The following is a 22,899-nucleotide window of genomic DNA, read 5'->3' on the forward strand; positions in this document are numbered from 1 at the left end:
GATCGATGGACGAGATCATCCGACAGGCGACGACCATTCTGCGGGGCATGTGGAAGCACCGCTGGCTCGGCATCGTAGTGGCGTGGCTCGTTGCCGCGATAGGTGTGGTCACGGTTCTGCGCATTCCAGACAAATACGAAGCGTCGACGCGTATCTACGTCGACACGCAATCCATTCTCAAGCCCTTGATGTCCGGGCTTGCGATTGAGCCGAACCTCGATCAGCAGATCATGATTTTGAGCCGCACCCTGATCAGTCGCCCGAACATTGAGAAGCTCATTCGGATGGCGGATCTGGATCTCAATATCAAATCGAAGCAGGGACAGGATGCACTCATTGATTCCTTGATGAAGACGCTCACGATCAAGAGCACATCGAGGGATAACCTCTATACGCTCTCGTATAACGACCAAGATCCCGAACGTGCCAAACGGGTTGTCCAATCGCTTGCCTCGATTTTTGTTGAATCAAGCCTGGGCGATAAGCGGAAGGACACGGATTCCGCCAAGAAATTTATCGACGATCAGATCATCGTTTATCAGAAGAAACTTGAAGAAGCCGAGAACCGGCTGAAGGAATTCAAGCTGAGAAATATCTCCATGCAGACGTCGGACGGCAAAGACTACTTTGGCCGGATTGGAGAAGTCAGTGCGGCGCTTGAACGCTCGAAGCTTGAATTGCGTGAGGCAGAGAATGCCAGGGATTCACTCAAACGCCAGATAGTTGGCGAAGAACCGGTGTTGCTGCCTGATAATCCGAACGCTAATGCGAACGCTGCCGTGTCTCTGCCGGAAATCGACGGGCGTATCGACGCGATGAAGCGCAATCTCGATGGTTTGTTGCAACGGTATACCGAGCAACACCCTGACGTTGTCGGCACCCGCCGCATGATCCACGAACTGGAAGAGCAGAAGCGCCAGGAAATTGCATCGAGAAAGAAAATCGACCCGGCTAGTCCTGCGTCGTTGCTGAACAACAATCCGGTTTACCAGCAGCTCAAGTTGGCGTTGGCGGAAAATGAGGCAACGGTCGCCTCGTTGCGCGTGAGAGTGGCGGAGTATCAAGCACGTTACAACCAGTTGAAAGACGCGATGAAGCTTGTTCCGCAACTTGAAGCGGAGTACAGCCAACTGAATCGCGACTATGACATCAACAAAAGGAATTACGAAAGTCTGGTTTCCCGGCGCGAATCGGCGACCTTGTCGGGAGAGATGGAGGCGAGCGCCGGCGGTGTGGACTTCCGGTTGATCGACCCTCCGCGTGTTTCTCCGCGCCCAGTTTCTCCAAATCGTCTACTGCTTGTGCCGCTTACACTGGTTTTGGCTTTGGCAGCCGGGTTCTTTGTCGCTTTTGCTGCAAGCCAGATAAGGCCCGTGTTCTTCGACGCCAGGGCGCTACGGGAATTGACGGGGTTGCCGTTACTGGGCTCCGTATCTCGGCGAGCCGACGACGCAGCGAGAACAAAGGAAAAGAGGGACTTCAGGCGTTTTATTGCCGCCTCCGCATCGTTAGTCTGCGCCTATGGTGCCGGTATCGCGGTGTTGTTCCTTATTTCGATCCGGACTGCTTGAGGAAGAACGAATGAGCCTGATTGAACAAGCGGCGCAACGGCTGGAGCAATTGCGTCAGGCTGGCGTAGATATCCCGTCGAGCCCGGAAGAGAAAGTGCCTGAGAAGACGGAACGACGGGCGCCTTCTACCGGACGGGTCGAAGCACGGGAAAACACAGTGGATTTGCCTCGCGAGACGTCGAGTCCTGCGAATGACGTGCCCGTGTCACGGCGGGTTGACTTGGATATGGATTCGCTTTCGAGAGCAGGCATCATTCGCCCAGATGCGCCGCGGTCCCGTCTTTCTGACGAGTACCGCGTCGTGAAGCGCCCGTTGATCGACAATGCCATGGGCAAGGGAGCGGCGAAGGTCAAGGACGGTAACCTGATCATGATCACCAGCGCTTTGCCTGGTGAGGGCAAGACGTTCACGGCAGCTAACCTTGCGGTTAGCATCGCCATGGAGCTCGACAACACGGTTATGCTGGTGGACGCGGATGTGGCACGACCGACGTTGCTCAAAGTTCTCGGCGTGCCGCCAACCCGAGGATTACTCGACGTTCTTGTGGACGATACCGTCGATTTGGCGCAAGTCCTGCTGCGTACGAATATCGAGAAACTCACCGTACTGCCGAGCGGAACCCCGCATCCCAGGGCCACTGAACTGTTGGCGAGCGATGCCATGGTTCACCTTCTTGAGGAGATGGCCAGCCGCTATTCAGACCGTATCATTATTTTCGATTCGCCGCCGTTATTGGTGACGACGGAGGCGCGAGCGTTGGCGTCCCATATGGGGCAAGTCGTCGTTGTTGTTAAAGCTGAAAACACCCACGTGGCTGATGTTAAGCACGCCTTGGCCGCAGTTGAAGCCTGTCCCGTTAAACTGATGTTGCTCAATCAGGCAAAACCAACAAAGCTGGATGGCTATGGTTACGGATATGGATACGGTTACGGGTATGGCAACTGAGCATCGTCCTCGCTGGCGGGCCGCCGCGACGCGGATCGCCTATTGCGTGTGCACCGCCTTCGCAGTGCCTGCCGTGGCGGGCGACTGGAAGATCACACCGTCCATCAGTGTTAATGAGACAGCGACGGACAACGTCGGGCTGAAGAACACTAACCAGGAAAGCGATCTTATCTCCGACATCGCGCCAGGCCTTCGCATCGAAGGGACGGGCGACCGTGTGAAAATGCGCTTCAATTACCAGATGCACAATCTGTTCTACGCGAATGACTCGTCGCGTAATCAAACGCAGAACTCGCTTGACGCATCTGGAACGCTGGAAGCTTTGGACGATTGGTTCTTTATCGATGCAACGGGGCGGATCTCCCAGCAGACCATCTCGGCATTTGGGGGGGCGACGCCGTCGGGTGTCAACACCAACTCCGACAATACGACTGAAACCTCAACGTATACCCTTTCCCCGTATTTCCGCGGCCGGCTCGGTGGAGCAGCGGATTACGTGCTTCGCTATACAGCGAAAACAACACGTAGCAAACAAGGTTCGGCGTTCGATTCCGATACCGAGGAGTTATCTGCCAACTTACGAGGTGTAACGGGCTTGTCAGCTCTCGGCTGGGCCTTTGACGCCGACCGTCAATCGCATGACTTTAGCAATGGGCGGAGCAACGAGGCAGATATGGTGCGGGGCACCCTGATATTTCAGTTCGACCCGCAGTTTCGAGTTTCTGTTTTTGGTGGTAGGGAATCGAACGATTACCTGAGCTTGAATTCGGAGAAAGAGAGCCGCACAACGCGGGGTGCAGGATTTGAGTGGGCTCCGACCGAGAGAACACAGATTGCGGCCAAGCGTGAAAAGCGTTTCTTCGGCGATGCAAACGACTTTAGCTTTTCTCACCGAACGGCCGGTACGGCATGGAAGTACAGGGAAAGTAAGGACGCGACCGTTTTACCCAATACGCAATCATCAGGCGGCCTAGGAACTTACTACGACTTGTTCTACAGCCTGTTTGAGTCGGCTATCCCTGATCCCACGGCGCGTGCTGCGTACGTGAATGCCTTGCTCCTCAGTAGCGGTATCTCGCCTACGGCGCAATTGCAGGGTGGTTTTCTGTCGTCCGGCGTAACGCTTCAACATCGCAAAGAGCTTTCTTTCGCGCTTGTTGGCGTGAGGAATACGGTGACTTTTGCCGCGAACCAGAGCGAGTCCGAAAATTTGTCACGCGCACAGGGGATGGGGTTTTACTTGGGCCAGAATCTGGCTGACGTGCAGACGATCAAGCAGAAGGGGGTGAGCGTCAACTGGTCGCACAAGCTCACCGCTCTTTCGTCGTTGACAGGCTCGTTCGCTCGCACGGTAAGCACGGGGTCGGGCGGGAGCATCTCTCCTGAAACGACCCAACGTCTGTTCAACGTCAACTTCACGACCAAGCTCGGACCCAGTACTACTGCCGGGCTGGGAGCGCGCCGAATCGTCGTAGACGGAACGAGTAACTACACCGAAAACTCGCTGACAGGCACTCTGTCGCATCAGTTTTAGCCCCCAGCCATGTACGAGTCTTTTTATGGGCTGACGAGCAAACCGTTTCAGCTCAACCCCGACCCTACCTTCTATTTCGGCAGCAAGCAGCATCGGCGGGCTACGGCGTACCTCGAATATGGCATGCACCAGAACGAAGGTTTTATCGTGGTTACCGGCGAGGTTGGCGCAGGTAAGACGACGATTGTCCGTGGCCTGTTGAACAAGCTTAATTCAGCCAAAGTAGTCGCGGCGCAACTCGTCAGCACGCAACTCGATGCCGAAGATACGTTGCGCATGGTCGCGGCGGCGTTCGGCGTTCGTACCAGGGATCTCGGAAAGTCGGACGTCCTCTTGGCGCTGGAAGCTTTCTTGGTCGACGTGACTCGGCAAGGAAAGCGTTGCCTGCTGATCGTCGATGAGGCACAGAACCTAACTCCGCATGCCGTCGAAGAATTGCGCATGCTGTCGAATTTCCAGTTCGAGACGCAGGCGCTGTTGCAGAGTTTCCTGATCGGGCAGCCGGAGTTCCGCAACATCATGCAGAGCCCGCACATGCAGCAATTGCGTCAGCGCGTTATTGCCGCTTGTCATATCGGTCCTATGGATCAGGACGAAACGCGGGCTTACATCGAGCATCGGTTGAAATGCGCTGGTTACAACGGTGACCCGTTATTTGACGAGGCAGCATACGCCGCTGTTTTTGCCTCGAGCGGTGGCGTTCCGCGGCGTATCAATTCACTTTGTGATCGGATCTTGCTGTCAGGGTTTCTTGGCGGAAAGAAACAATTTGGCGTTGCCGATGTCGAGGAAATATCGAAGGAGTTGGGCGAGGAGACCTTGGGGCCGGCTTATCCTGCACGGGGCATAGCGAATACCTTGGGTCAGCCGGATATGGCTTCGAGATTAACGGACAGTTCTCTCCTCGATATCAATCTGTCGAGGCTCGAACTCGATGCCGCTACTGCGGACGAAGCAAGTCGGGCGATCGACGATTTGAAGCACGGAATCACTGAACAGCGGATGGTGCGGCTCGAACGCAGCATGATCCGCATCGAACGAAGCAGCGCGGCTACGCTGGCGCTACTACAGCAACTTGTTAACGCCATCAAAGTGCGGCAACCGGAAAAGGAAGAAAAAGCTTGAACGCTACGATCTGGCCCGTCGGCCTCGGTCCCGTCATCTGTGTTGTCGGCGCACGTCCGAATTTCATGAAGATGGCTCCCATTCTTCGCGCGTTCGCGAATCACGCCCCTTCGATCCCAACGATGCTCGTGCATACCGGGCAGCATTACGACAACGCGATGAACGATCAATTGTTCGTCGATCTACGTTTGCCTCGGCCAGACATCAACCTCGAGGTCGGTTCGGGAAGTCACGCCGTGCAGACGGCTGAAGTGATGCGTCGTTTCGAACCCGTGCTGGACGAGCACAAGCCGTCCTGCGTCCTCGTCGTCGGTGATGTGAATTCGACGCTTGCTTGCACGTTGGTCGCCGTAAAGAAAGGCATTCCGGTTGCGCATGTTGAGGCCGGCTTGCGTAGCTATGATCGGGGTATGCCAGAGGAAATCAACCGCGTACTCACCGACCAGATTGCCGATCTCCTCTATACCACCGAGCGAAGCGCACTCGACAACCTGTTGCGCGAAGGTATCGTTGGCGAGCGCGTGCGTTTTGTCGGCAATGTGATGATCGACTCGCTTCTGTTCAACCGGGAAGTGGCGCGTTCCCCTGAAAAGACGTTACTTTCGGCCAAGGCCGATATCTCGGTTATCAACGGGCCCCAAGGCTACGGAGTCGTCACGCTGCATCGCCCGTCGAACGTCGATGAGGCTGAGACGTTAAGGTTCTTGCTCGGTGTGTTGCGAGAAGTATCGACGAAACTACCGCTCGTGTTTGCCATGCATCCGCGAACCCGCGCCAATATCGAGCGGTTCGGCCTTGCAGACATGGTGGCAGGCGATCGTATCGTCTGCTTGCCGCCTCAAGGCTACCTTGAAATGCTCGGTCTAATGGCGAAAGCCAAGGTCGTGCTGACCGACTCTGGTGGGCTACAGGAGGAGACGACCGCCCTTGGCGTGCCGTGCCTGACAATCCGTGAGAACACGGAGCGGCCAATTACCGTCGAACAGGGCTCGAACACCATGGTGGGACGCGACCGGATGGCGATTCTCGGCGGTGTGGAAGAGGTGCTAGCCGGCGGTGGAAAACGTGGTCGAATCCCCGAGTTATGGGATGGCCATGCGGCGGAAAGGATTGCCGACGATTTGGCGCGATGGCTGATCGGACGACATCTCGCGACCTAGAACAGCATAACTAAGGCCGCGATGACCAAGAACACGATCACTAATGCGCTGACCATCGACGTCGAGGATTACTTTCAGGTCTCTGCGCTGGCTCCCTATATCCCTCGCGAGGAGTGGGATTCGAGAGCATGCCGCGTAGAGCGCAATGTTGAACGCATTCTGAACTTGCTCGATAAGCACAGTGTGAAGGCGACATTTTTCACGCTTGGTTGGATTGCGGAGCGCTACCCGTGTTTGATCCGCGCAATCGTTGACGGCGGGCATGAATTGGCAAGCCACGGCTACGGGCACCAACGGGCCAGCGACCTCAGTGAAGAGCTGTTTTTCGCCGATATCGAGTCGGCGAAACGGTTGCTCGAGGATTTGTCCGGACACGAGGTTAAGGGGTACCGAGCCCCTAGTTTTTCTATCGGCAAGCGTAATCTTTGGGCGTTTGATTGTCTCGAGCGGGCGGGGTATCGATACAGCTCGAGCATCTATCCGATTCGGCATGATCACTACGGCATGCCCGATGCGCCGCGCTTCGCGCATAGCGTTCGTGTTGGTCTGCTTGAAGTTCCGGTCACGACGGCGCGCTTCTTCGAACGCAACTGGCCGGCGAGCGGTGGCGGGTACTTCCGCCTCATGCCTTACGCGGTATCGCGTTGGCTGTTGCGTCGCGTCAACGATATCGATTGCCAGGCCGCCGTATTTTACTTCCATCCCTGGGAGATCGACTTCGAACAACCGCGCATCAAAGGCATCGATGCCAAGACGCGCTTCCGGCATTACCTCAACCTGCATCGGACGGAGCAGCGCCTCGAACGCCTGTTGGCGGATTTTTCGTGGGGGCGCATGGACGAAATCTTCCTGGAACAGGCCACAGCTTCCAGGGACCGCTTCTGATCGGAGGCGCGCAATGAAAATGGCAAGTGAAGAGGTGCGGGCCGATGCAGATCGGTTACGGGTAAGCGTGAAACGGCTCCTATCCGTGGACGAAGCTGGGGGACGGCGATGGGACGCGTTCGTCAATACGTGCCCTCGGGCAACTTTTTTTCACCGGGCGGCGTGGCAGAGAATCATTGAAGAGATTTTCAAGCACCCCACCTATTTTTTATACGCCGAACGCGGCGACATCATTGAAGGCGTTCTCCCTCTTGCACACGTCAAGAGCCTGATGTTCGGAAACGCGCTGGTCTCCCTTCCTTTCGCTGTCTATGGCGGTATCGCCGCCAATAGCGAGGAGGCCGCTCAAATGCTTGAAAACGAGGCGCAGGCGTTGGCGATTGAGTTGGGTGTCGAACACCTGGAATTCCGCAACTGCGAGCAACATCATGCGGACTGGCCCCGCCAGGATTTGTATGTGACATTCCGCAAGACGCTGGAACCCGATGTCGAAGCCAACATGCTTACCATCCCGCGCAAGCAGCGCGCCATGGTGCGCAAGGGAATCAAGAACGGGTTGCGCAGCGAGATCGACAATACGGCGGACCGATTCTTTTCCCTGTACGCAGACAACGTTCATCGGCACGGCACGCCGGCGTTGCCGAAGCGATACTTCGACTCGCTCCAGCGCGTTTTTGGTGACGACTGCGAGATTCTGACCGTCGTCGGTCCGGAGGGTCGCCCACTAAGCAGTGTCCTTAGCTTCTACTTCCGGGACGAGGTCCTGCCGTACTACGCCGGTGATGACCTGTCCGCGCGAGAATTGGCAGGCAATGACTTCAAGTACTGGGAGCTTATGCGTCGGGCTTGCGAACGCGGAATTCGCGTGTTCGATTACGGGCGAAGCAAGCAGGGGACCGGCTCCTATGCCTTCAAGAAGAACTGGGGTTTCGAACCGCAGCCGTTGTATTACGAATACTGTCTCTACAAGCGGGAAGGGATTCCCCAGAATAACCCGAACAATGCGAAATACCGCCTGCTTATCGAAGCGTGGCGTCGCATGCCCATCGGCCTTGCCAACTGGCTCGGTCCATTCATCGTTCGTAATCTAGGGTGAGCGCGTGGCAAAGATTCTGTATCTCGTCCATCGTTTGCCTTATCCCCCGAACAAGGGCGACAAGGTACGCTCATTCCATTTGCTCAAGCACCTCGCGAAGGATCACCGCATCTACCTCGGGACGTTCATAGACGATCCGGAGGACGAGGCCTATCTGGATACGGTGCGCGGCTATTGCGCGGATGCGTACGTGGCCAAACTCAACCCTCTGTTGGCAAAAGCGAAAAGCCTTGTGGGCCTGCTGAGCGGCGAGCCGCTTACCTTGCCGTACTACCGGGACCCCGGTTTGGCCGGGTGGGTACGGCGTACGGTCGAGACGCTGACCGTGGATGCGGCGGTGGTTTTTTGTTCCGCCATGGCACCCTATATACCCGATATGTCCCGGCTGCGGACCCTTGTCGATTTCGTCGATGTCGATTCGGCAAAATGGACGCAGTACGCGCCAAACCATCGCTGGCCAATGTCCTGGCTCTATCGTCGCGAGGGTGAGCGTCTATTGGAGTTCGAGCGTTCGGTGGCGCGGCGCGCAGCACGTTCGTTTTTTGTTACCGAAAACGAGACGGCTCTGTTCGTGAGCCGCGCCCCTGAATGTGTGGACAAGGTCGAGGCCATCTGCAATGGCGTCGACGCCGATTTTTTTTCCCCCGAGCACGACTTGGAATCGCCCTATGCGCCGGGAGAAATTCCGCTCGTGTTTACCGGTGCCATGGATTACTGGCCGAACATTGATGGTGTCAGCTGGTTTGCACGCGAGGTGTTGCCCACGCTCCTCAAACGCAGTCCGCAATTGCGGTTCTACATCGTCGGGCGCAGCCCGGCACCGGCGGTAACGGCGCTCGCCGACGAGCACGTCGTGGTTACCGGTACCGTACCCGACATTCGACCGTACCTGCGTTACGCCCGGGTGGTTGTGGCGCCATTGCGCGTCGCACGGGGCATACAGAACAAAATTCTCGAAGCCATGGCGATGGCGGTACCGGTTGTTGCGGCCGCAGAATGCGCCGGAGCTGTCGACGCGGTCCCGGGCAAAGACCTTCTGACGGCGGGCGCGCCCGAGGAATTCGTCTGTCATGTTGAAAGGCTGCTGGACGATGCGGCGGAAGCCGAGGTGATGGGGCGAGCCGCACGGCGCCGGGTGCTCGAACGTTACAGTTGGGACGCGCATCTGGCGCGTATCGATGATCTGCTGCTTCAGGAGGGATCTGCGAACCCAGCAGGAGCCGCGGCATGAATGCCCGGGAAACATTGGGTGAAGAGCGGATCAGCGATAGCCGGCCGCTCGTGGTGCATGTGATGTACCGGTTTGATGTCGGTGGGCTCGAAAACGGCATTGTGAACCTCATCAACCATATGCCGCGCGACGCGTATCGGCATGCCATCGTGTCGTTGACCGACGTGACGGATTTCCGGCAGCGTATTCGTCGCGACGACGTCCAATTTGTAGCGCTCGAGAAGCCACCCGGTCATGCCTTATGGATCTATCCCAAGATCTACCGCGTCTTCCGCCAATTGCGACCGGCCATCGTTCATACCCGCAATCTCGGGGCGCTCGAGGTCGTTGTCCCGGCCTGGGCCGCGGGAGCGGCGATTCGTATTCATGGAGAACACGGACGGGATGTCTCCGATATGGACGGGACGAATCGGAAGTACCAGTGGATTCGCCGGCTTTACCGTCCGTTCGTGACTTATTACATAGCGCTATCGCGCAACCTGGCCCACTATCTGACCCATACGATCGGAATACGGCAGGACTGCGTTGAGCATATCTACAACGGTGTGGATACGGTGCGTTTCCAACCGTCAGATACGAGACAGCCGATTGCTGGTTGCCCTTTCAATGATCAGAACCATTGGCTAGTCGGCACCGTCGGCAGGATGCAGCCGATCAAGGATCAGCCGACGCTGGTGCGGGCGTTTATCCGGGCGTTGGAGATCGCGCCGGAATTGAAGGCTTCGCTGCGTCTCGTTTTGGTCGGGGACGGTCCGCTGAAAGCTCAGTGCGAGACTTTGCTGACGGAGGCGGGTTGTCGAGAGATAGCGTGGCTTCCGGGTGAGCGCGGCGATGTTCCCGATGTGCTGCGCGGACTCGATTGCTTTGTACTGCCGTCGTTGTCGGAAGGCATCTCGAACGCGATTCTCGAAGCCATGGCCAGCGGTCTGCCGGTCATTGCGACCGATGTCGGCGGTAACGGAGAACTCGTCGTCGCAGGCGAAACCGGCGAGTTGGTTCCGGTGAGCGACGTAGATGCCATGGCCCAAACCATCGTCGCCTATGCGCGCGATCGCGGGCGAGCGAAGCGGGCCGGACGCGCAGGGCGCGAACTCGCAGAGCGTCGCTTCAGTCTGACGGCGATGGTGCAGAGCTACCAGTCGTTGTACGACCGTCTGCTGGGCTCGCACCGTACGGAGCCCGGCTTTGCCGGCGAAAGAGCGCCCACAGCGCGGAGTTGAATGAAGAAAAGTGAGTTACCGATATGTGCGGAATAACGGGCATCTTCGATATCCGCGGTAGGCGTGACATCGAGCGCGCGGTGCTCACGCGCATGAATGAGTCGCAACACCATCGCGGTCCGGTAGAGGGCGGCCTGCATATCGAGCCTGGCGTGGGTCTTGGCCATCGCCGCTTGTCCATCATCGACCTGTCGACGGGGCAGCAGCCCTTGTACAACGAAGATGGGACCGTCTGTATCGTCTTTAATGGCGAAATCTACAACTACCAGGAACTAATTCCCGAACTGAAGGCGCTCGGGCACGTTTTTCATACGCGCAGCGACACCGAGGTGATCGTGCACGCGTGGGAAAGCTGGGGCGAACAGTGCGTCCAGCGTTTCCGCGGTATGTTTGCGTTCGCGCTCTGGGATCGCTCCCGGCAAACGCTGTTTCTGGCCCGCGACCGGCTTGGCGTCAAGCCGCTCTATTATGCGCAGCTTCAGGACGGCACATTCCTTTTCGGATCCGAGCTCAAGTCGCTGCTCGCCCACGGCGGCCTCGACCGGACGATCGATCCTCTCGCGGTTGAAGAATACTTCGCGCTCGGCTACGTCGCGGAGCCGCGCACCATCTTCCGCCAGGCGAGGAAGCTTCCACCGGCTTGCACTCTGCTGGTCAAGCGCGGGGAGCCGGTGCCCGAGCCAAGGGAATACTGGGATGTGCGGTTTACCTTAAACAACCCGGTGAGCGTTGAGGACGCCTGCGCCGAACTCAATCGACGACTTAACGAATCGATCCGGCTGCGCATGATTGCCGAGGTGCCGCTTGGGGCGTTCCTTTCGGGTGGCGTGGATTCCAGCGCCGTCGTCGCGTTAATGGCAGGGATGTCGGATGGTCCTGTTAATACCTGCTCCATCGCATTCGCCGAGAAGGCCTTCAATGAGTCTGAGTTCGCACAGGCGGTCGCGGATCGCTACCGGACGAATCACCGGGTGGAGACGGTCGAGAGCGACGATTTCGATCTGATTGATCGCCTGGCCCGGCTCTATGACGAGCCGTATGCCGACAGCTCGGCGATTCCAACGTATCGGGTCTGCGAACTGGCACGCAAGCACGTGACCGTGGCGCTTTCGGGAGATGGCGGCGACGAGTCATTCGGCGGTTATAGCCGTTATCGGCAACACCTCGCGGAGGAACTGCGGCGCAAAGCACTGCCTCGAGCCATTCGCGAACCGCTGTTCGGTTTCCTCGGCCGTGTTTATCCCAAGGCGGATTGGGCGCCGCGCGTTTTCCGGGCCAAAACGACATTCGAGAGTCTCGCGCGCGGGCCGGTGCAGGATTACTTCAACACAGTATCCGTCTTGCGAGCGCCAATGCGGGAGCGCTTGTTCAGTACTCGTTTCAAGGCCGAGATCGCGGGCTACGACGCCTCGCAAGTCTTTGATCGCCACGCGGCCCGGGCCGACACCGACGATCCTCTTGCGCTCATCCAGTATCTCGACTTGAAGACCTATCTTGTCGGCGACATCAACACCAAGGTGGATCGTGCGAGCATGGCACACGCGCTCGAGGTCCGTGAGCCGCTGATGGATCACGAACTCGTCGAATGGCTGGCGACCTTGCCGTCCTCTCTGAAAATCAGGGGCCAGGAGGGAAAGCATTTACTCAAGACGGCAATGAAACCGTACTTGCCACACGATGTCCTCTACCGCCCGAAAATGGGTTTTGCCGTTCCGTTGGCGCGTTGGTTTCGCGGTCCGCTACGCGAACGTGTTCGGGAGTCGCTTCTCGGCTCTCGACTTGCGGATACCGGTTGGTTCAACCGCCCGTATCTTGAACGACTCATCGACGTTCATCAGTCGGGTGCCCAAGATTACAGCGCCTCCTTGTGGTCGCTGCTGATGTTCGAAGCCTTTTTACGCAACGTCCTGGACACGACGCAGCAGCCGACCGTGCGGGGCCTTGAAGAAGCGGAAGTCGTTTCATGAGCTTGCGGATTCTGCACGTCCTCGATCATTCGATTCCGCTGCATAGCGGCTATACGTTCCGCACGCTTTCGATCCTGCGCGAGCAACGCAAGCGGGGTTGGGAAACGTTTCACCTGACGACACCGAAACACGTCGGGTGCTCGCTCATGGAAGAGGATGTCGAAGGGTGGCACTTCTTTCGGACGCCCGGTGTTGGTGGCGGCATTAACCGGTTGCCGGTCCTTGGCGAACTGGCACTGATCCGTCGAGTTGAAAAGCGCCTCCTCGAGGTGGTGCGCAAAGTCGGGCCGGATATCCTGCATGCGCATTCGCCCGTTCTGAATGCGATCCCTGCTTTGCGCGTCGGCCATCGGCTTGGGATTCCAGTTGTCTACGAAGTTCGCGCCTTCTGGGAGGATGCGGCCGTTGACCATGGGACGACGCACGAAGGCAGCGCGCGGTACCGAATGACGCGCAATCTCGAAACCTGGGCACTAAAGCGAGCCGATCACGTTACGACGATTTGCGAGGGGCTGCGTTCAGACATCTTGGCGCGTGGTGTTCCGCCCAACCGTGTGACGGTGATCCCGAATGCTGTCGACGTTGATGCCTTCGATACGACAGGTGTCCCCGATGAAGCCTTGAAGGCCGAACTGGGCCTGGCCGGTTGCACTGTCGTTGGTTTCATTGGGTCTTTCTACGCGTACGAAGGACTCGACCTCTTGCTCGAAGCTTTTCCGCTGGTCTTGTTCCGGCTTCCCGACGTGCGGCTGCTGCTGGTCGGCGGTGGTCCTCAAGAAGCGGCGCTGAAGGAGCGCGTGAAGCGGCTGAAGATCGAAGACAAAGTTGTCTTCACGGGGCGCGTTCCTCATCAGGAGGTACAGCGCTACTACGACCTCATCGACGTACTGGCTTATCCCCGTCACTCGATGCGCTTGACGGAACTCGTGACACCGCTCAAACCGCTGGAAGCGATGGCCCAAGGTAGGTTGTTCGTGGCCTCCGATGTGGGCGGGCATCGGGAACTGATCCGCGACGGTGAGACCGGTGTCCTTTTCCATGCAGGAAGCGCAAGCTCGTTGGCCGAGTCGATCACCAAACTGTTGGCCAAGCGCGAGTATTGGCCTGAACTACGTACGGCCGGCCGCCAATTCGTGGAGAAGGAGCGTAACTGGGAGAACTCGGTCGGCCGTTACCAGGCGGTGTATGAAAGTCTGTGTGGCGGAGGACTGGCGTAATGTCCCTCTTCGGGATGCGCCTGGCGCTTGTCGGGCCGTTGCCGCCGCCATCAGGAGGCATGGCGACGCAGACGTTGCAATTGGCGGAACTGCTCAGGAACGAAGGGTTGCAGGTTGACCTCATCCAGACGAACCCGGCTTACCGTCCCGCCTGGATCGCGTATGTTCCTGTTCTGCGTGCCCTTTTTAGACTCATGCCCTATCTTCTCGCGTTGTGGCGACGTGCTGCGCAGTGCGACCTTTTCCACGTGATGGCAAATTCGGGCTGGTCTTGGCATCTGTTTGCCGCACCGGCGATCTGGATTGCACATCTGCGCGGGAAGCCGGTCGTTGTGCACTACCACGGCGGTGAAGCGGAGGCGTTTCTCGGGCAGTCGGCTCGCTGCGTATCGTTGAGCTTGCGGCAGGCGAGCGCGTTGATCGTGCCGTCGGGGTTTCTTAAATCCGTGTTCGGCCGCTTTGGTCTGGCGGCGATGATCGTTCCCAACGTCGTCGACCTTTCGTGCTTCAACCACGCGCGTCCTCCTCTTGGCGCACGTCGAAACTTCTTTGTGCCGCGCAATCTGGAGCCAGTCTACGACAACGAGACCGCGCTGCAGGCGTTTGCCGTGGTACATCGCATTTACCCGGATGCGCGCCTGACCATCGCCGGATCAGGGCCTTCCGAAGTATCTCTGCGGGCAATGGCACGAAGTCTCGGCGTCGACAGTGCTGTGGAGTTTGCCGGTCGCATGGACAGGCAAGCGATGGCTAGTGCTTATCAACGTGCGGCTGTCGTCGTCAACCCGAGCCTTGCGGACAACATGCCCGTATCGATACTGGAAGCCTTGGCAAGCGGGGTCCCTGTCGTCAGTACCGATGTCGGCGGAATCCGATACCTGGTGAAGCACGAGCATAGCGCTTTGCTCGTTCCGCCACGCTCGCCAAAAGCCATGGCCGAAGCGATGTTGCGCCTGATGGATGATGTCGCCCTGTCCGAGCGTCTTGTCGGCAATGGGCTCACCGAAGCACAAAAGTATACGTGGTCCCGGGTGTGGCCTGTTTTGTCCGACGTGTATCGCACGGCCGCGCGACCGAGCCTGGAGCAGTGGGAGACACAATAATGAGCCTTTACACCTCGTTGGTGGCCAACCTTTTGTTCCCCTTGCAGGAAAAGCTGAAAGGGCATGGTACGGTGGCGATCCGCCGGGCAATGGATGAATCGCAGTGGTGGCCGAAAGAGCGTCTCGATGCTCTCCGCCTGCAGCGGCTACGCGATTTGCTCACGAAGGCGACCGAACATGTGCCGCATTACAGGGATTGCTTCCGGCGCATCGAGTTCGATCCGAAGGCGATTACCTCACTCAAGGATCTGGAGCACCTGCCTTTTCTCACCAAAGCCGTTATTCGCGCAGAGGGCGACCGCATGAAGTCTGCCGTCGCCCATGATCTTGCCCGATTCAATACCGGCGGGTCGTCTGGCGAGCCGTTGATCTTCTTCATCGGCAACGAACGGGTGAGCCACGATGTGGCGGCGAAGTGGCGTGCGACCCGTTGGTGGGACGTGGATATCGGCGATCCCGAGATCGTTGTTTGGGGATCCCCGATCGAACTGGGTGCTCAGGATCGCGTGCGGGGCTTGCGCGATGCACTGATGCGGACCGAACTATTGCCTGCGTTCGAGATGTCGGATGCGAATGTCTCCCGCTTTGTCGAGCGTATCAGGGAGCGCCGCCCCAAGATGGTTTTTGGCTACCCGTCGGCGATTAGCCATATCGCCTCGCACGCCAAGAAACAGGGAGTTCGGCTCGACGATCTGGGAGTCAAGGTCGTCTTCTGTACGTCCGAGCGGTTGTACGACCATCAACGGGAGGTCATTTCTGCGGCCTTCAGTTGCCCGGTTGCCAACGGCTACGGCGGGCGCGACGCCGGATTCATTGCCCATGCGTGCCCTGCGGGGGGCATGCATATTACGGCGGAAGACGTGATCGTCGAAATCATCGACGAGCAAGGAAACGTTCAGCCGACCGGCGTAGCTGGAGAAATTGTCGTGACGCACCTGGCTACGGCGGACTTCCCCTTCATTCGCTACCGGACAGGCGACATTGGGACGTTGTCTGATGAAGCGTGCCCGTGCGGTCGTGGGTTGCCGTTGCTGAAGGACATCCAGGGCCGGAGCACGGACTTCGTCGTGGCTTCGGATGGAACGGTCATGCACGGGCTGTCGCTCGTGTACATTCTGCGCGATATTCCGGGCATGAAGGCTTTCAAGGTCATTCAGGAAAGCCGGGAACTGACGCGTGTCCTCATGGTCACTGAACCGCCGTTCACTGAAAACCGGATTGCTGACGTGATCACAGGATTCAAACAACGGCTTGGAAGCTCTGTCGAGGTACAGGTGGAGCTGGCCCAAAGCATACCCGCCGAAGCGTCGGGGAAATTCCGCTATATCGTAAGTCACGCCATCCAAACAGCCTAGAACGGAGCTGTTGCTTCTATGCGCGATCTCTTCGTAACCATCGTCTTCTTCGGCTCGCTCGCCTTAGCGTTGCGGCGGCCATACGTGGCGGCATTGCTGTGGGTCTGGATCGGGCTGATGAATCCGCACCGTCTAGGCTGGGGCTTCGCGTACAACTTCCCCTTCGCAATGATCGCCGCCTGTGTGTTGCTGGGTGCGATCCTGATCAACCCGGGAAAAACCCGTTGGCCGAAAGGGACCACGGTTTTCTTTCTCGTGGCACTGACGGCATGGATGGGAGTGACGACGCTCGGAGCCATTGTGTTCAGCACGAGCGTTACCCATTACATTGAAACGCTGAAAGTTCTGTTGATGACGCTCGTCGTCGCAGCGGTCGTACGGTCTCGAGAAGAAATCCTCGGCTTGGTTGCCGTTGTGACGGGTTCCATTGCCTTCTTTGGCATAAAAGGAGGAGTGTTCACGATCATGACCGGCGGCAACCATCTGGTCTGGGGACCGCCGATGAGTGTCATCGAAGGGAATAACGAGTTGGCGGTGGCGCTCATTATCACCGTGCCGTTTCTTTACTATCTGGCGACGCATGTGCCGTTGATCAAGCAAATGCCGTTCTTCCGTTGGTTCTCAACGCGCTTGTTAACCACTGGGTTCTACGCGGCGATTCCGTTGTGCCTAATTTCAGCATTGGGAAGCCATTCGCGCGGCGCCTTGTTGGCAATGGCGGCCATGGGGTCGGTGCTGTGGTGGCGAAGCAAATCCAAGATTTCACTGGGCATCGTTTTCGTGTTGATGTCTGCGGTGGCCCTGGTCTTCATGCCCGAGGGCTGGACGGAGCGCATGCACACCATCAGCACCTACGAGGAAGATGCCTCCGCGATGGGCCGCATCAACGCCTGGACGATGGCGATCAACATCGCGAATGATCGGCTACTAGGGGCTGGATTCGAGACCGCTTCTCCGCCTATCTACATGCAGTACGCCCCGAACCCGAACTTCGTCATTGTGGCGCACAGCATTTATTTTCAGGTGCTCGGAGAACACGGATACATCGGCCTTCTGCTCTATCTGACCTTCTGGTTCCTGACATATCGGTTGGCAGGGCGCGTCGTGCGCATTACGACGGGGAAACCGGAATTTGAATGGGCCAACATCCTCGGCTCGATGGCGAAGGTCAGCCTGGTCGGATTCGCCGTGGGCGGCGCTTTCCTCAGCCTGGCTTATTGGGATATGCCGTTCTACATCATGGTGATTTTGCTGTGTACCGAACGGCTCGTCGGCGATCAATTGGCCGAGGATGCGCGCTGCACTGCGGCCGCTGGGGCCGTTGGATTCGCTGCCTCGGGACGACAGGAAGCGGCCATGGCTTACTCGGGCAGCCGGTAGCGCGGAGGGCATGATCTTGAATAGCGATTCCAAAGTGCTGAACCTCACCGAGGACACAGTGACCTCCCGGCGCCTGGCATGGGCAGCTGTGGGTGCGGCCTGGGGCGCTATTCTTTTCGCCTACCGAGACCAGGTGGCGTTGATTGTCGAGGCTTGGGAGACGCTTCCTTCGCACGCACATGGTTATGTGGTGATGCTTGTCGTGGCCTACCTGGCATGGGGCAAACGAGAACTGTTGCGAGGTGCGCCGTTTGCTCCATCGAAAGCTGGTTTCGCCGCGGCGCTCGTAGCGGGCCTGGCCGGCTTTGCGGGAGAGTTGGTTTCTGCGGGAGTGGTGGTCCAGTTTGCGCTGGTGTTTATGCTCCAGGCGGCGGTGTGGGCGATTCTTGGCTGGCGTGCGTTCCGAATTCTCGCCGGGCCGTTGTGCTTTCTGCTTTTTGCCATTCCGTTCGGCCACGATATTTTGCCGACGCTGATGGACTGGACCGCCAACGCCACGGTCGTCGGGCTGCGCGCCAGTGGGGTGCCGGTACTACAACAGGACCGTTATTTCGTCATCCCGAGTGGTAGTTGGTCGGTCGTCGAAGCCTGCTCGGGGATTCGCTATCTGCTGACTTCCTTCTTTGTCGGGTCGATTTTTGCCTACATCACCTACTCGCGCTGGCAAAAGCGCGTGTTGTTCATCGTCTGGATGATCATCCTTCCGCTGCTCGCCAACTGGCTGCGTGCATACGTCATCGTCATGGCGGCGCACCTCTCGAACAATCAGTGGGGGTTGGGACTGTCGCACCTCGCTTTCGGCTGGGTAATCTTCGCTGTCAGCGTCATCGGTAGCTTTTATGTCGGCTCCACTTGGCGGGATGAAGAACCCTTACGGAAAGCTGGGCCACTCGCGCGTGCTTCTTCCGGAAAAGTGTCGTTGGGTGCCGCGATCGTAATGATTGCCATAGCGGCGGGGTGGACCCAGGCGGCACAAGGCGTCATGAATCCATCGCCGCGGCCCGCTCCCGTGCTCGATCTCACCAAAACGCTCGAGAGCCTGGAAGCGGTTAGGGCAACACTGCCTATGGTGGAGTCACAGTTTGTCGGCGCGAGTGCGGTGCACCGCGGAACCTACCGCTTTGAAGAGGGCGAAATTGGCTTGACTGTCGCGTATTACCGCGATCAGCACCAAGGGGCGGAATTGATCAACGTGAATAACGTCATCGAGCCGAGCCACGTTTGGGGATGGCGGAGTAGTGGACGGATTCCTTCGCCTGCCGAAGGCATTCCCGATCTGCGGGCGGAGTATTACGCAAAGGCGGATGCCGTGGCAGCGGTCGGTACTCTGTACTGGGTGGGTGGGCTTACGACGACGAGCGATGTGATAAGCAAAGTATTCCAGGCCCTGAATCTTGTGACAGGACGCGGAGACGACGGCGCCAGTATCGTGATTACGGCCTCTGGTGTGCCAGGAGATGAAACTTACAGACGAAGGATCGAAGACTTCATTCGTGAGCGATTGCCGACACTGCTCGCTGACCTTGATGCGGTTCATGCGGGGCGAGAGAACCCGCCGCCGCTTATGCAAGCAGGAAGGCCATAGATGGACTCCACATCATCCGCTTGTCTGCTTGTCGCCAGTATCTTCGCGCCAATCCACGGCGGGTCGGCGAACGTCTACGCGAGCCTTTGCCGTTTGTCCCCGCCAGGAACCATCGCCGTACTTGCGGCGGGCCGGTATTACGACCGTCACGAAGAAATCGCGGGATGGCAGGCACATGATCGGCAGTGCGGCTATCCGGTACACAGATTGGATCTGCTCAGGCCGCCAATGCTGCCTGCTCCGCGGAACAAACTGGTTTCCGCATGGCGCTTTCTGACCATCGACATTCCGCTACGCCTGCGCGTGCTGCGCACGGCACTGCAGCTGATCCGTCAATACAATGTTCGCGTCATCTGCCTTGGGGAGCTTATTTCGTCTGCATGGCTCGGCGAGGCATGTCGGAAGCTTACCGGATGCCGCGTCGTTTACTATATCCACGGCGAGGAAGTGACGACGCAATTTGACGCGGGCTCGTTCGGCAATCGCCGGTTGCAGAACCTCAGGCGGGCTGATGCCATCATTGCGGTGAGTCGATTCACACAACGCACGCTGATCGACGATCTCGGCCTGCCTGCCGAACGTGTACATTTGATTGAGAATGCGGTTGATACGAGCCGCTTTTCCCCAGGTTCGGATGACACGGAATTTCGGAAGCGCTGGGGATTACTTGGGAAGCGCCTCGTGGTCGGTGTGGGTCGTCTTGTTCCCCGAAAAGGATTCGACCGCACGATCAGCGGATGGCGGGACGTGGTCGCTAAACACCCGGACGCCCACCTCGTCATCGTCGGCGACGGGCCTCAGCGTCAAGAGCTTGCTCAGGCGGTGGAAGCGGCTGGTCTGTCTGCAAACGTAACGCTTACCGGGCCGCTATCCGATGCCGATCTCGTAGCGGCTTACCGGAGCGCCGATCTCTTCACTATGCCGAATAGAACAATGCCGGATGGCGACACGGAAGGCTTCGGCCTGGTTTTCCTGGAGGCGAACGCATGCGGCCGCGCGGTTGTTGGCGGTCGCGCCGGAGGCGCAGTCGAGGCGGTGCGCGACGGCGAAACCGGCCTGCTCGTCGACGGAGACGATGTCGAGGCGATATCCGCCGCGATCATTCGCCTGCTCTCCGATGACGATCTTCGCCGTCGTCTTGAACAGGGCGGGCTGGCGCATGCCCAGGCCAATAACTGGGTCAGTCGGGCCGCTGAGTTCCAATCGCTATGCCGCGGTTTGACGGCGAATCGAGAGAGTGTGCGGAGATGAAGGCTGAACGTACCTTGCTCGTGGTTGCCGGCGAGTTCCCGCCGCTGAAGACAATTGGCCGGATTCGCACGGTGAAGTTCGTCGAGCATCTGCGGGCCCATGGCTGGAAAGCCATCGTGGTGACGCTGGAGCCATCGGGGCGCGAGCCGAACTACGACGCCAAGCTACTGAACGAAATCGCCGAAGGGGTTGAAGTCATCCGTTTGCCCCTTGTGGACATCGAGGCTCGCATTGCCGAAACGGTAAAGCGCTTGCTGGGTCGTGGGGAAGGCGTAGCCACAGCGCGCGAGTCGGCGTTGGCGGCCACCGGCGGTTCCGGGAGCCCCGTGGCCGTAGCGCCGGCCTCAGCCGCAAAGTCCCCTTCGGTATTCGATCGGGCGCACGGTGCGGTCCGTTGGTTTGTGAAGAACTTCGTCCATATCCCCGACAGTTTTACCCCGTGGGCCAAGACGGCAACCACGGTTTGTCTACGCCTTTGCGCCGAGCGCAAGATCGACGCGATCTACACGACGTTGCCGCCGTTCTCCAGTGCCTTCGTCGGTTATGAAGTGCGGAAAAAAACTGGGCTTCCCTGGATTGCCGATTACCGCGACCTTTGGTATGGCGATGTGCTACGCGAATGGCTACCCGGATGGCGCAAGCAACTTGAGCTTCTGATCGAGAAACGTCTGCTCAAGACGGCAGACATGGTGATCACCGTGTCGGAACCGAAAACCGCTTACATGCAGCGGCTCCATCCAGGCGTCAAAGGACGCTGGGAAACGCTGACCAACGGATACGACGTCGAACTCTACGACGCGAGAACGCGGACCAGGACGTTTGGCGACGGCCAGATCCAGTTCGTCTACACGGGCCGGCTGTTCAAGAACCGTCGGGGTCATGCTTTCGCGGAAGCGCTTGGGCGGATTTATCGCAGTGATCCAGCACTTGTCGAGCAGGTGAGGGTACGTATCCTAGGCGGCGTGGAAAGCGGCATACGGGCGCGCTACGACGAAATCCTGAATCGTTACGGGATTGCTCACCTCTATGATTTCGCCGGAGATGTCGGGTATGCCGACGCCATGAATGCGCAGGTGAATTGCGATTACCTGTTGCTCATCGTCGACACCGGCGAGACGTCGGACGGCGTCATCCCGGGTAAGCTTTTCGAGTACGTTGCCGCGCGGCGCCCGATTTTCGCGCTCTGCGACCCTGGCGCGACACAACAGATCATCGAACGCGCCGGTCTTGGCCGCGCCGTGCCGGCCGAGTCAGTGGACGCCTGCGAATCGATGTTGCGCGAATGGTTAGCCAAGCCGGTACCGGAAGCCGTGGCGAGCGACGATGAGTACTTGGCCCAATTCGACCGGCGCGCGATTACACAACGCTTCGCCGGTCTGCTTGATGAGCTTGTCGCCGGACGGAGGCCGGAGACGGCCTGATGCTGACTAGGTTGAAACCACGCATCAAGGCGCTGGCGGCGAGTACGGTGTTCGCTTACGGGCCGGAGGATTTCGTCGCCAGGCTGAGGAAGTGCGGCGTTCTTCCGGGGGCGACGCTCGTCGTGCATTCTTCGTGGCTCGCTCATAACGGCTTCCGTGGAAAGCCCTCCGACATGGTACGCGCGCTGAAGAGCGCGGTTGGTAACGACGGGCTTCTCGTCATGACATCCATGCCGTATCACAACATAAGTTCGGCGGAGTGGCTCGCCCGGAACAAGCTTCTCGATGTTCGACGTACGCCATCGATGATGGGCTTGTTGTCGGAGGCCTTTCGGCGTTCAGAAGGCGTCGTGCGCAGCCTTAGCGTCACCCACCCGCTGCTGGCTTGGGGAAGCGAGGCGGCTTCTTTCCTGGCCGGCCACGGCGATACGGACCGGCCGTTTGGCGCGACGTCGCCGTTTGCCCGGATGCTCGAACGCAACGCACTGATTCTCGGTATCGACGCGCCGTTCGCGACGTTCACTTTTACTCATTTCGTCGAGGACATGCTGGCCGAAACCTTGCCGGTTCCCTTGTATGAAGCCTCCATGATGTCCGGTCGAGTCGTCGACCAGGACGGCAATGAGCACGTGCAGACGGTCCGAGTACTCGCGACCGCGGCGAACAAGGCCAGGCGCGAACACCGGCTGGTCGAACGCCTGCTTGCCGACGGCACGTTGCATACAGGCCGTATAGGACGCACGGCATTGACCTGGCTCAGAGCTGCTGACGTGGTGCAGGCCGCGCACACGCTCGTTGCCGAAGGCCGTCATTTTTTCGATCCACCTGCCCACCAAGAATAGAACGCTAAGG

General features: G+C 58.6%; 18 protein-coding genes. All 18 read left to right on the plus strand.

Going from position 1 to position 22,899, the window contains the following annotated elements; translation table 11 throughout:
* Positions 1–5: 5 nt before the first annotated feature.
* Positions 6–1,571 (plus strand): XrtA system polysaccharide chain length determinant, encoded by a 1,566-nt coding sequence (locus tag NZ453_RS15025; RefSeq protein WP_263771502.1) that lies wholly within the window; start codon positions 6–8, stop codon positions 1,569–1,571.
* 10 nt (positions 1,572–1,581) lie between these two features.
* Positions 1,582–2,517, plus strand: coding sequence for an XrtA-associated tyrosine autokinase (locus NZ453_RS15030; RefSeq protein ID WP_263771503.1), 936 nt, complete (start codon positions 1,582–1,584; stop codon positions 2,515–2,517).
* The gene (locus NZ453_RS15035; RefSeq protein WP_263771504.1) at positions 2,489–4,051 is read left to right on the plus strand and encodes a TIGR03016 family PEP-CTERM system-associated outer membrane protein; all 1,563 of its coding nucleotides are present in this window, start codon (positions 2,489–2,491) and stop codon (positions 4,049–4,051) included. Before NZ453_RS15030 ends, NZ453_RS15035 begins: the two co-directional genes overlap by 29 nt.
* A 9-nt stretch (positions 4,052–4,060) precedes the next feature.
* Complete coding sequence (locus NZ453_RS15040; protein ID WP_263771505.1) at positions 4,061–5,176, plus strand: XrtA/PEP-CTERM system-associated ATPase; 1,116 nt, start codon at positions 4,061–4,063, stop codon at positions 5,174–5,176.
* Positions 5,177–5,241: 65 nt separating this feature from the next.
* Positions 5,242–6,336, plus strand: a complete 1,095-nt coding sequence (wecB, locus tag NZ453_RS15045) for a non-hydrolyzing UDP-N-acetylglucosamine 2-epimerase (RefSeq protein ID WP_420851673.1) — start codon at positions 5,242–5,244, stop codon at positions 6,334–6,336.
* A 21-nt stretch (positions 6,337–6,357) separates the two neighbouring features.
* The gene (locus NZ453_RS15050; RefSeq protein WP_263771507.1) at positions 6,358–7,221 is read left to right on the plus strand and encodes an XrtA system polysaccharide deacetylase; all 864 of its coding nucleotides are present in this window, start codon (positions 6,358–6,360) and stop codon (positions 7,219–7,221) included.
* Between the two features lie 13 nt (positions 7,222–7,234).
* Positions 7,235–8,317 (plus strand): FemAB family XrtA/PEP-CTERM system-associated protein, encoded by a 1,083-nt coding sequence (locus NZ453_RS15055; protein ID WP_263771508.1) that lies wholly within the window; start codon positions 7,235–7,237, stop codon positions 8,315–8,317.
* 4 nt (positions 8,318–8,321) lie between these two features.
* A complete protein-coding gene (locus NZ453_RS15060) occupies positions 8,322–9,548 on the plus strand; it encodes a TIGR03087 family PEP-CTERM/XrtA system glycosyltransferase (protein ID WP_263771510.1) in 1,227 nt (408 codons plus the stop codon).
* Positions 9,545–10,768 carry a TIGR03088 family PEP-CTERM/XrtA system glycosyltransferase gene (locus NZ453_RS15065; protein WP_263771512.1) on the plus strand — a complete coding sequence of 408 codons (1,224 nt, stop codon included), beginning with the start codon at positions 9,545–9,547 and terminating at the stop codon, positions 10,766–10,768. The genes NZ453_RS15060 and NZ453_RS15065 overlap by 4 nt, the downstream gene beginning before the upstream one ends.
* A gap of 23 nt (positions 10,769–10,791) precedes the next feature.
* Positions 10,792–12,735, plus strand: coding sequence for an XrtA/PEP-CTERM system amidotransferase (locus NZ453_RS15070; RefSeq protein ID WP_263771513.1), 1,944 nt, complete (start codon positions 10,792–10,794; stop codon positions 12,733–12,735).
* 2 nt (positions 12,736–12,737) lie between these two features.
* Positions 12,738–13,952 (plus strand): TIGR04063 family PEP-CTERM/XrtA system glycosyltransferase, encoded by a 1,215-nt coding sequence (locus NZ453_RS15075; RefSeq protein WP_263771565.1) that lies wholly within the window; start codon positions 12,738–12,740, stop codon positions 13,950–13,952.
* Positions 13,952–15,055, plus strand: a complete 1,104-nt coding sequence (locus NZ453_RS15080; protein WP_263771514.1) for a glycosyltransferase family 4 protein — start codon at positions 13,952–13,954, stop codon at positions 15,053–15,055. The genes NZ453_RS15075 and NZ453_RS15080 overlap by 1 nt, the downstream gene beginning before the upstream one ends.
* Positions 15,055–16,410, plus strand: a complete 1,356-nt coding sequence (locus NZ453_RS15085; protein WP_275983213.1) for a phenylacetate--CoA ligase family protein — start codon at positions 15,055–15,057, stop codon at positions 16,408–16,410. Before NZ453_RS15080 ends, NZ453_RS15085 begins: the two co-directional genes overlap by 1 nt.
* Positions 16,411–16,428: 18 nt before the next feature.
* Positions 16,429–17,790 (plus strand): putative O-glycosylation ligase, exosortase A system-associated, encoded by a 1,362-nt coding sequence (locus tag NZ453_RS15090; RefSeq protein ID WP_263771515.1) that lies wholly within the window; start codon positions 16,429–16,431, stop codon positions 17,788–17,790.
* A gap of 10 nt (positions 17,791–17,800) precedes the next feature.
* On the plus strand, positions 17,801–19,375 hold the full coding sequence (gene xrtA, locus NZ453_RS15095; protein ID WP_263771516.1) for an exosortase A: 1,575 nt from the start codon (positions 17,801–17,803) through the stop codon (positions 19,373–19,375).
* Positions 19,376–20,626, plus strand: coding sequence for a glycosyltransferase family 4 protein (locus NZ453_RS15100; protein WP_263771517.1), 1,251 nt, complete (start codon positions 19,376–19,378; stop codon positions 20,624–20,626).
* Positions 20,623–22,047 (plus strand): glycosyltransferase, encoded by a 1,425-nt coding sequence (locus tag NZ453_RS15105; protein ID WP_263771518.1) that lies wholly within the window; start codon positions 20,623–20,625, stop codon positions 22,045–22,047. The genes NZ453_RS15100 and NZ453_RS15105 overlap by 4 nt, the downstream gene beginning before the upstream one ends.
* Positions 22,047–22,889, plus strand: coding sequence for an AAC(3) family N-acetyltransferase (locus NZ453_RS15110; protein ID WP_263771519.1), 843 nt, complete (start codon positions 22,047–22,049; stop codon positions 22,887–22,889). Before NZ453_RS15105 ends, NZ453_RS15110 begins: the two co-directional genes overlap by 1 nt.
* Positions 22,890–22,899: the final 10 nt, after the last annotated feature.

This window comes from Propionivibrio soli (assembly GCF_025770765.1).
Taxonomy (GTDB): Bacteria; Pseudomonadota; Gammaproteobacteria; order Burkholderiales; family Rhodocyclaceae; genus Propionivibrio; species Propionivibrio soli.

Excerpts from the sequence above, each read along its gene's own strand:
- NZ453_RS15035 (WP_263771504.1), top strand. The coding sequence starts at position 2,489 with ATGGATACGGTTACGGGTATGGCAACTGAGCATCGTCCTCGCTGGCGG.
- NZ453_RS15090 (WP_263771515.1), top strand. The coding sequence starts at position 16,429 with ATGCGCGATCTCTTCGTAACCATCGTCTTCTTCGGCTCGCTCGCCTTA.
- NZ453_RS15055 (WP_263771508.1), top strand. The coding sequence starts at position 7,235 with ATGAAAATGGCAAGTGAAGAGGTGCGGGCCGATGCAGATCGGTTACGG.
- NZ453_RS15050 (WP_263771507.1), top strand. The coding sequence starts at position 6,358 with ATGACCAAGAACACGATCACTAATGCGCTGACCATCGACGTCGAGGAT.
- NZ453_RS15065 (WP_263771512.1), top strand. The coding sequence starts at position 9,545 with ATGAATGCCCGGGAAACATTGGGTGAAGAGCGGATCAGCGATAGCCGG.
- NZ453_RS15100 (WP_263771517.1), top strand. The coding sequence starts at position 19,376 with ATGGACTCCACATCATCCGCTTGTCTGCTTGTCGCCAGTATCTTCGCG.
- NZ453_RS15080 (WP_263771514.1), top strand. The coding sequence starts at position 13,952 with ATGTCCCTCTTCGGGATGCGCCTGGCGCTTGTCGGGCCGTTGCCGCCG.
- NZ453_RS15030 (WP_263771503.1), top strand. The coding sequence starts at position 1,582 with ATGAGCCTGATTGAACAAGCGGCGCAACGGCTGGAGCAATTGCGTCAG.
- NZ453_RS15105 (WP_263771518.1), top strand. The coding sequence starts at position 20,623 with ATGAAGGCTGAACGTACCTTGCTCGTGGTTGCCGGCGAGTTCCCGCCG.
- NZ453_RS15025 (WP_263771502.1), top strand. The coding sequence starts at position 6 with ATGGACGAGATCATCCGACAGGCGACGACCATTCTGCGGGGCATGTGG.
- NZ453_RS15085 (WP_275983213.1), top strand. The coding sequence starts at position 15,055 with ATGAGCCTTTACACCTCGTTGGTGGCCAACCTTTTGTTCCCCTTGCAG.
- wecB (WP_420851673.1), top strand. The coding sequence starts at position 5,242 with ATGAAGATGGCTCCCATTCTTCGCGCGTTCGCGAATCACGCCCCTTCG.
- NZ453_RS15110 (WP_263771519.1), top strand. The coding sequence starts at position 22,047 with ATGCTGACTAGGTTGAAACCACGCATCAAGGCGCTGGCGGCGAGTACG.
- NZ453_RS15040 (WP_263771505.1), top strand. The coding sequence starts at position 4,061 with ATGTACGAGTCTTTTTATGGGCTGACGAGCAAACCGTTTCAGCTCAAC.
- xrtA (WP_263771516.1), top strand. The coding sequence starts at position 17,801 with ATGATCTTGAATAGCGATTCCAAAGTGCTGAACCTCACCGAGGACACA.
- NZ453_RS15070 (WP_263771513.1), top strand. The coding sequence starts at position 10,792 with ATGTGCGGAATAACGGGCATCTTCGATATCCGCGGTAGGCGTGACATC.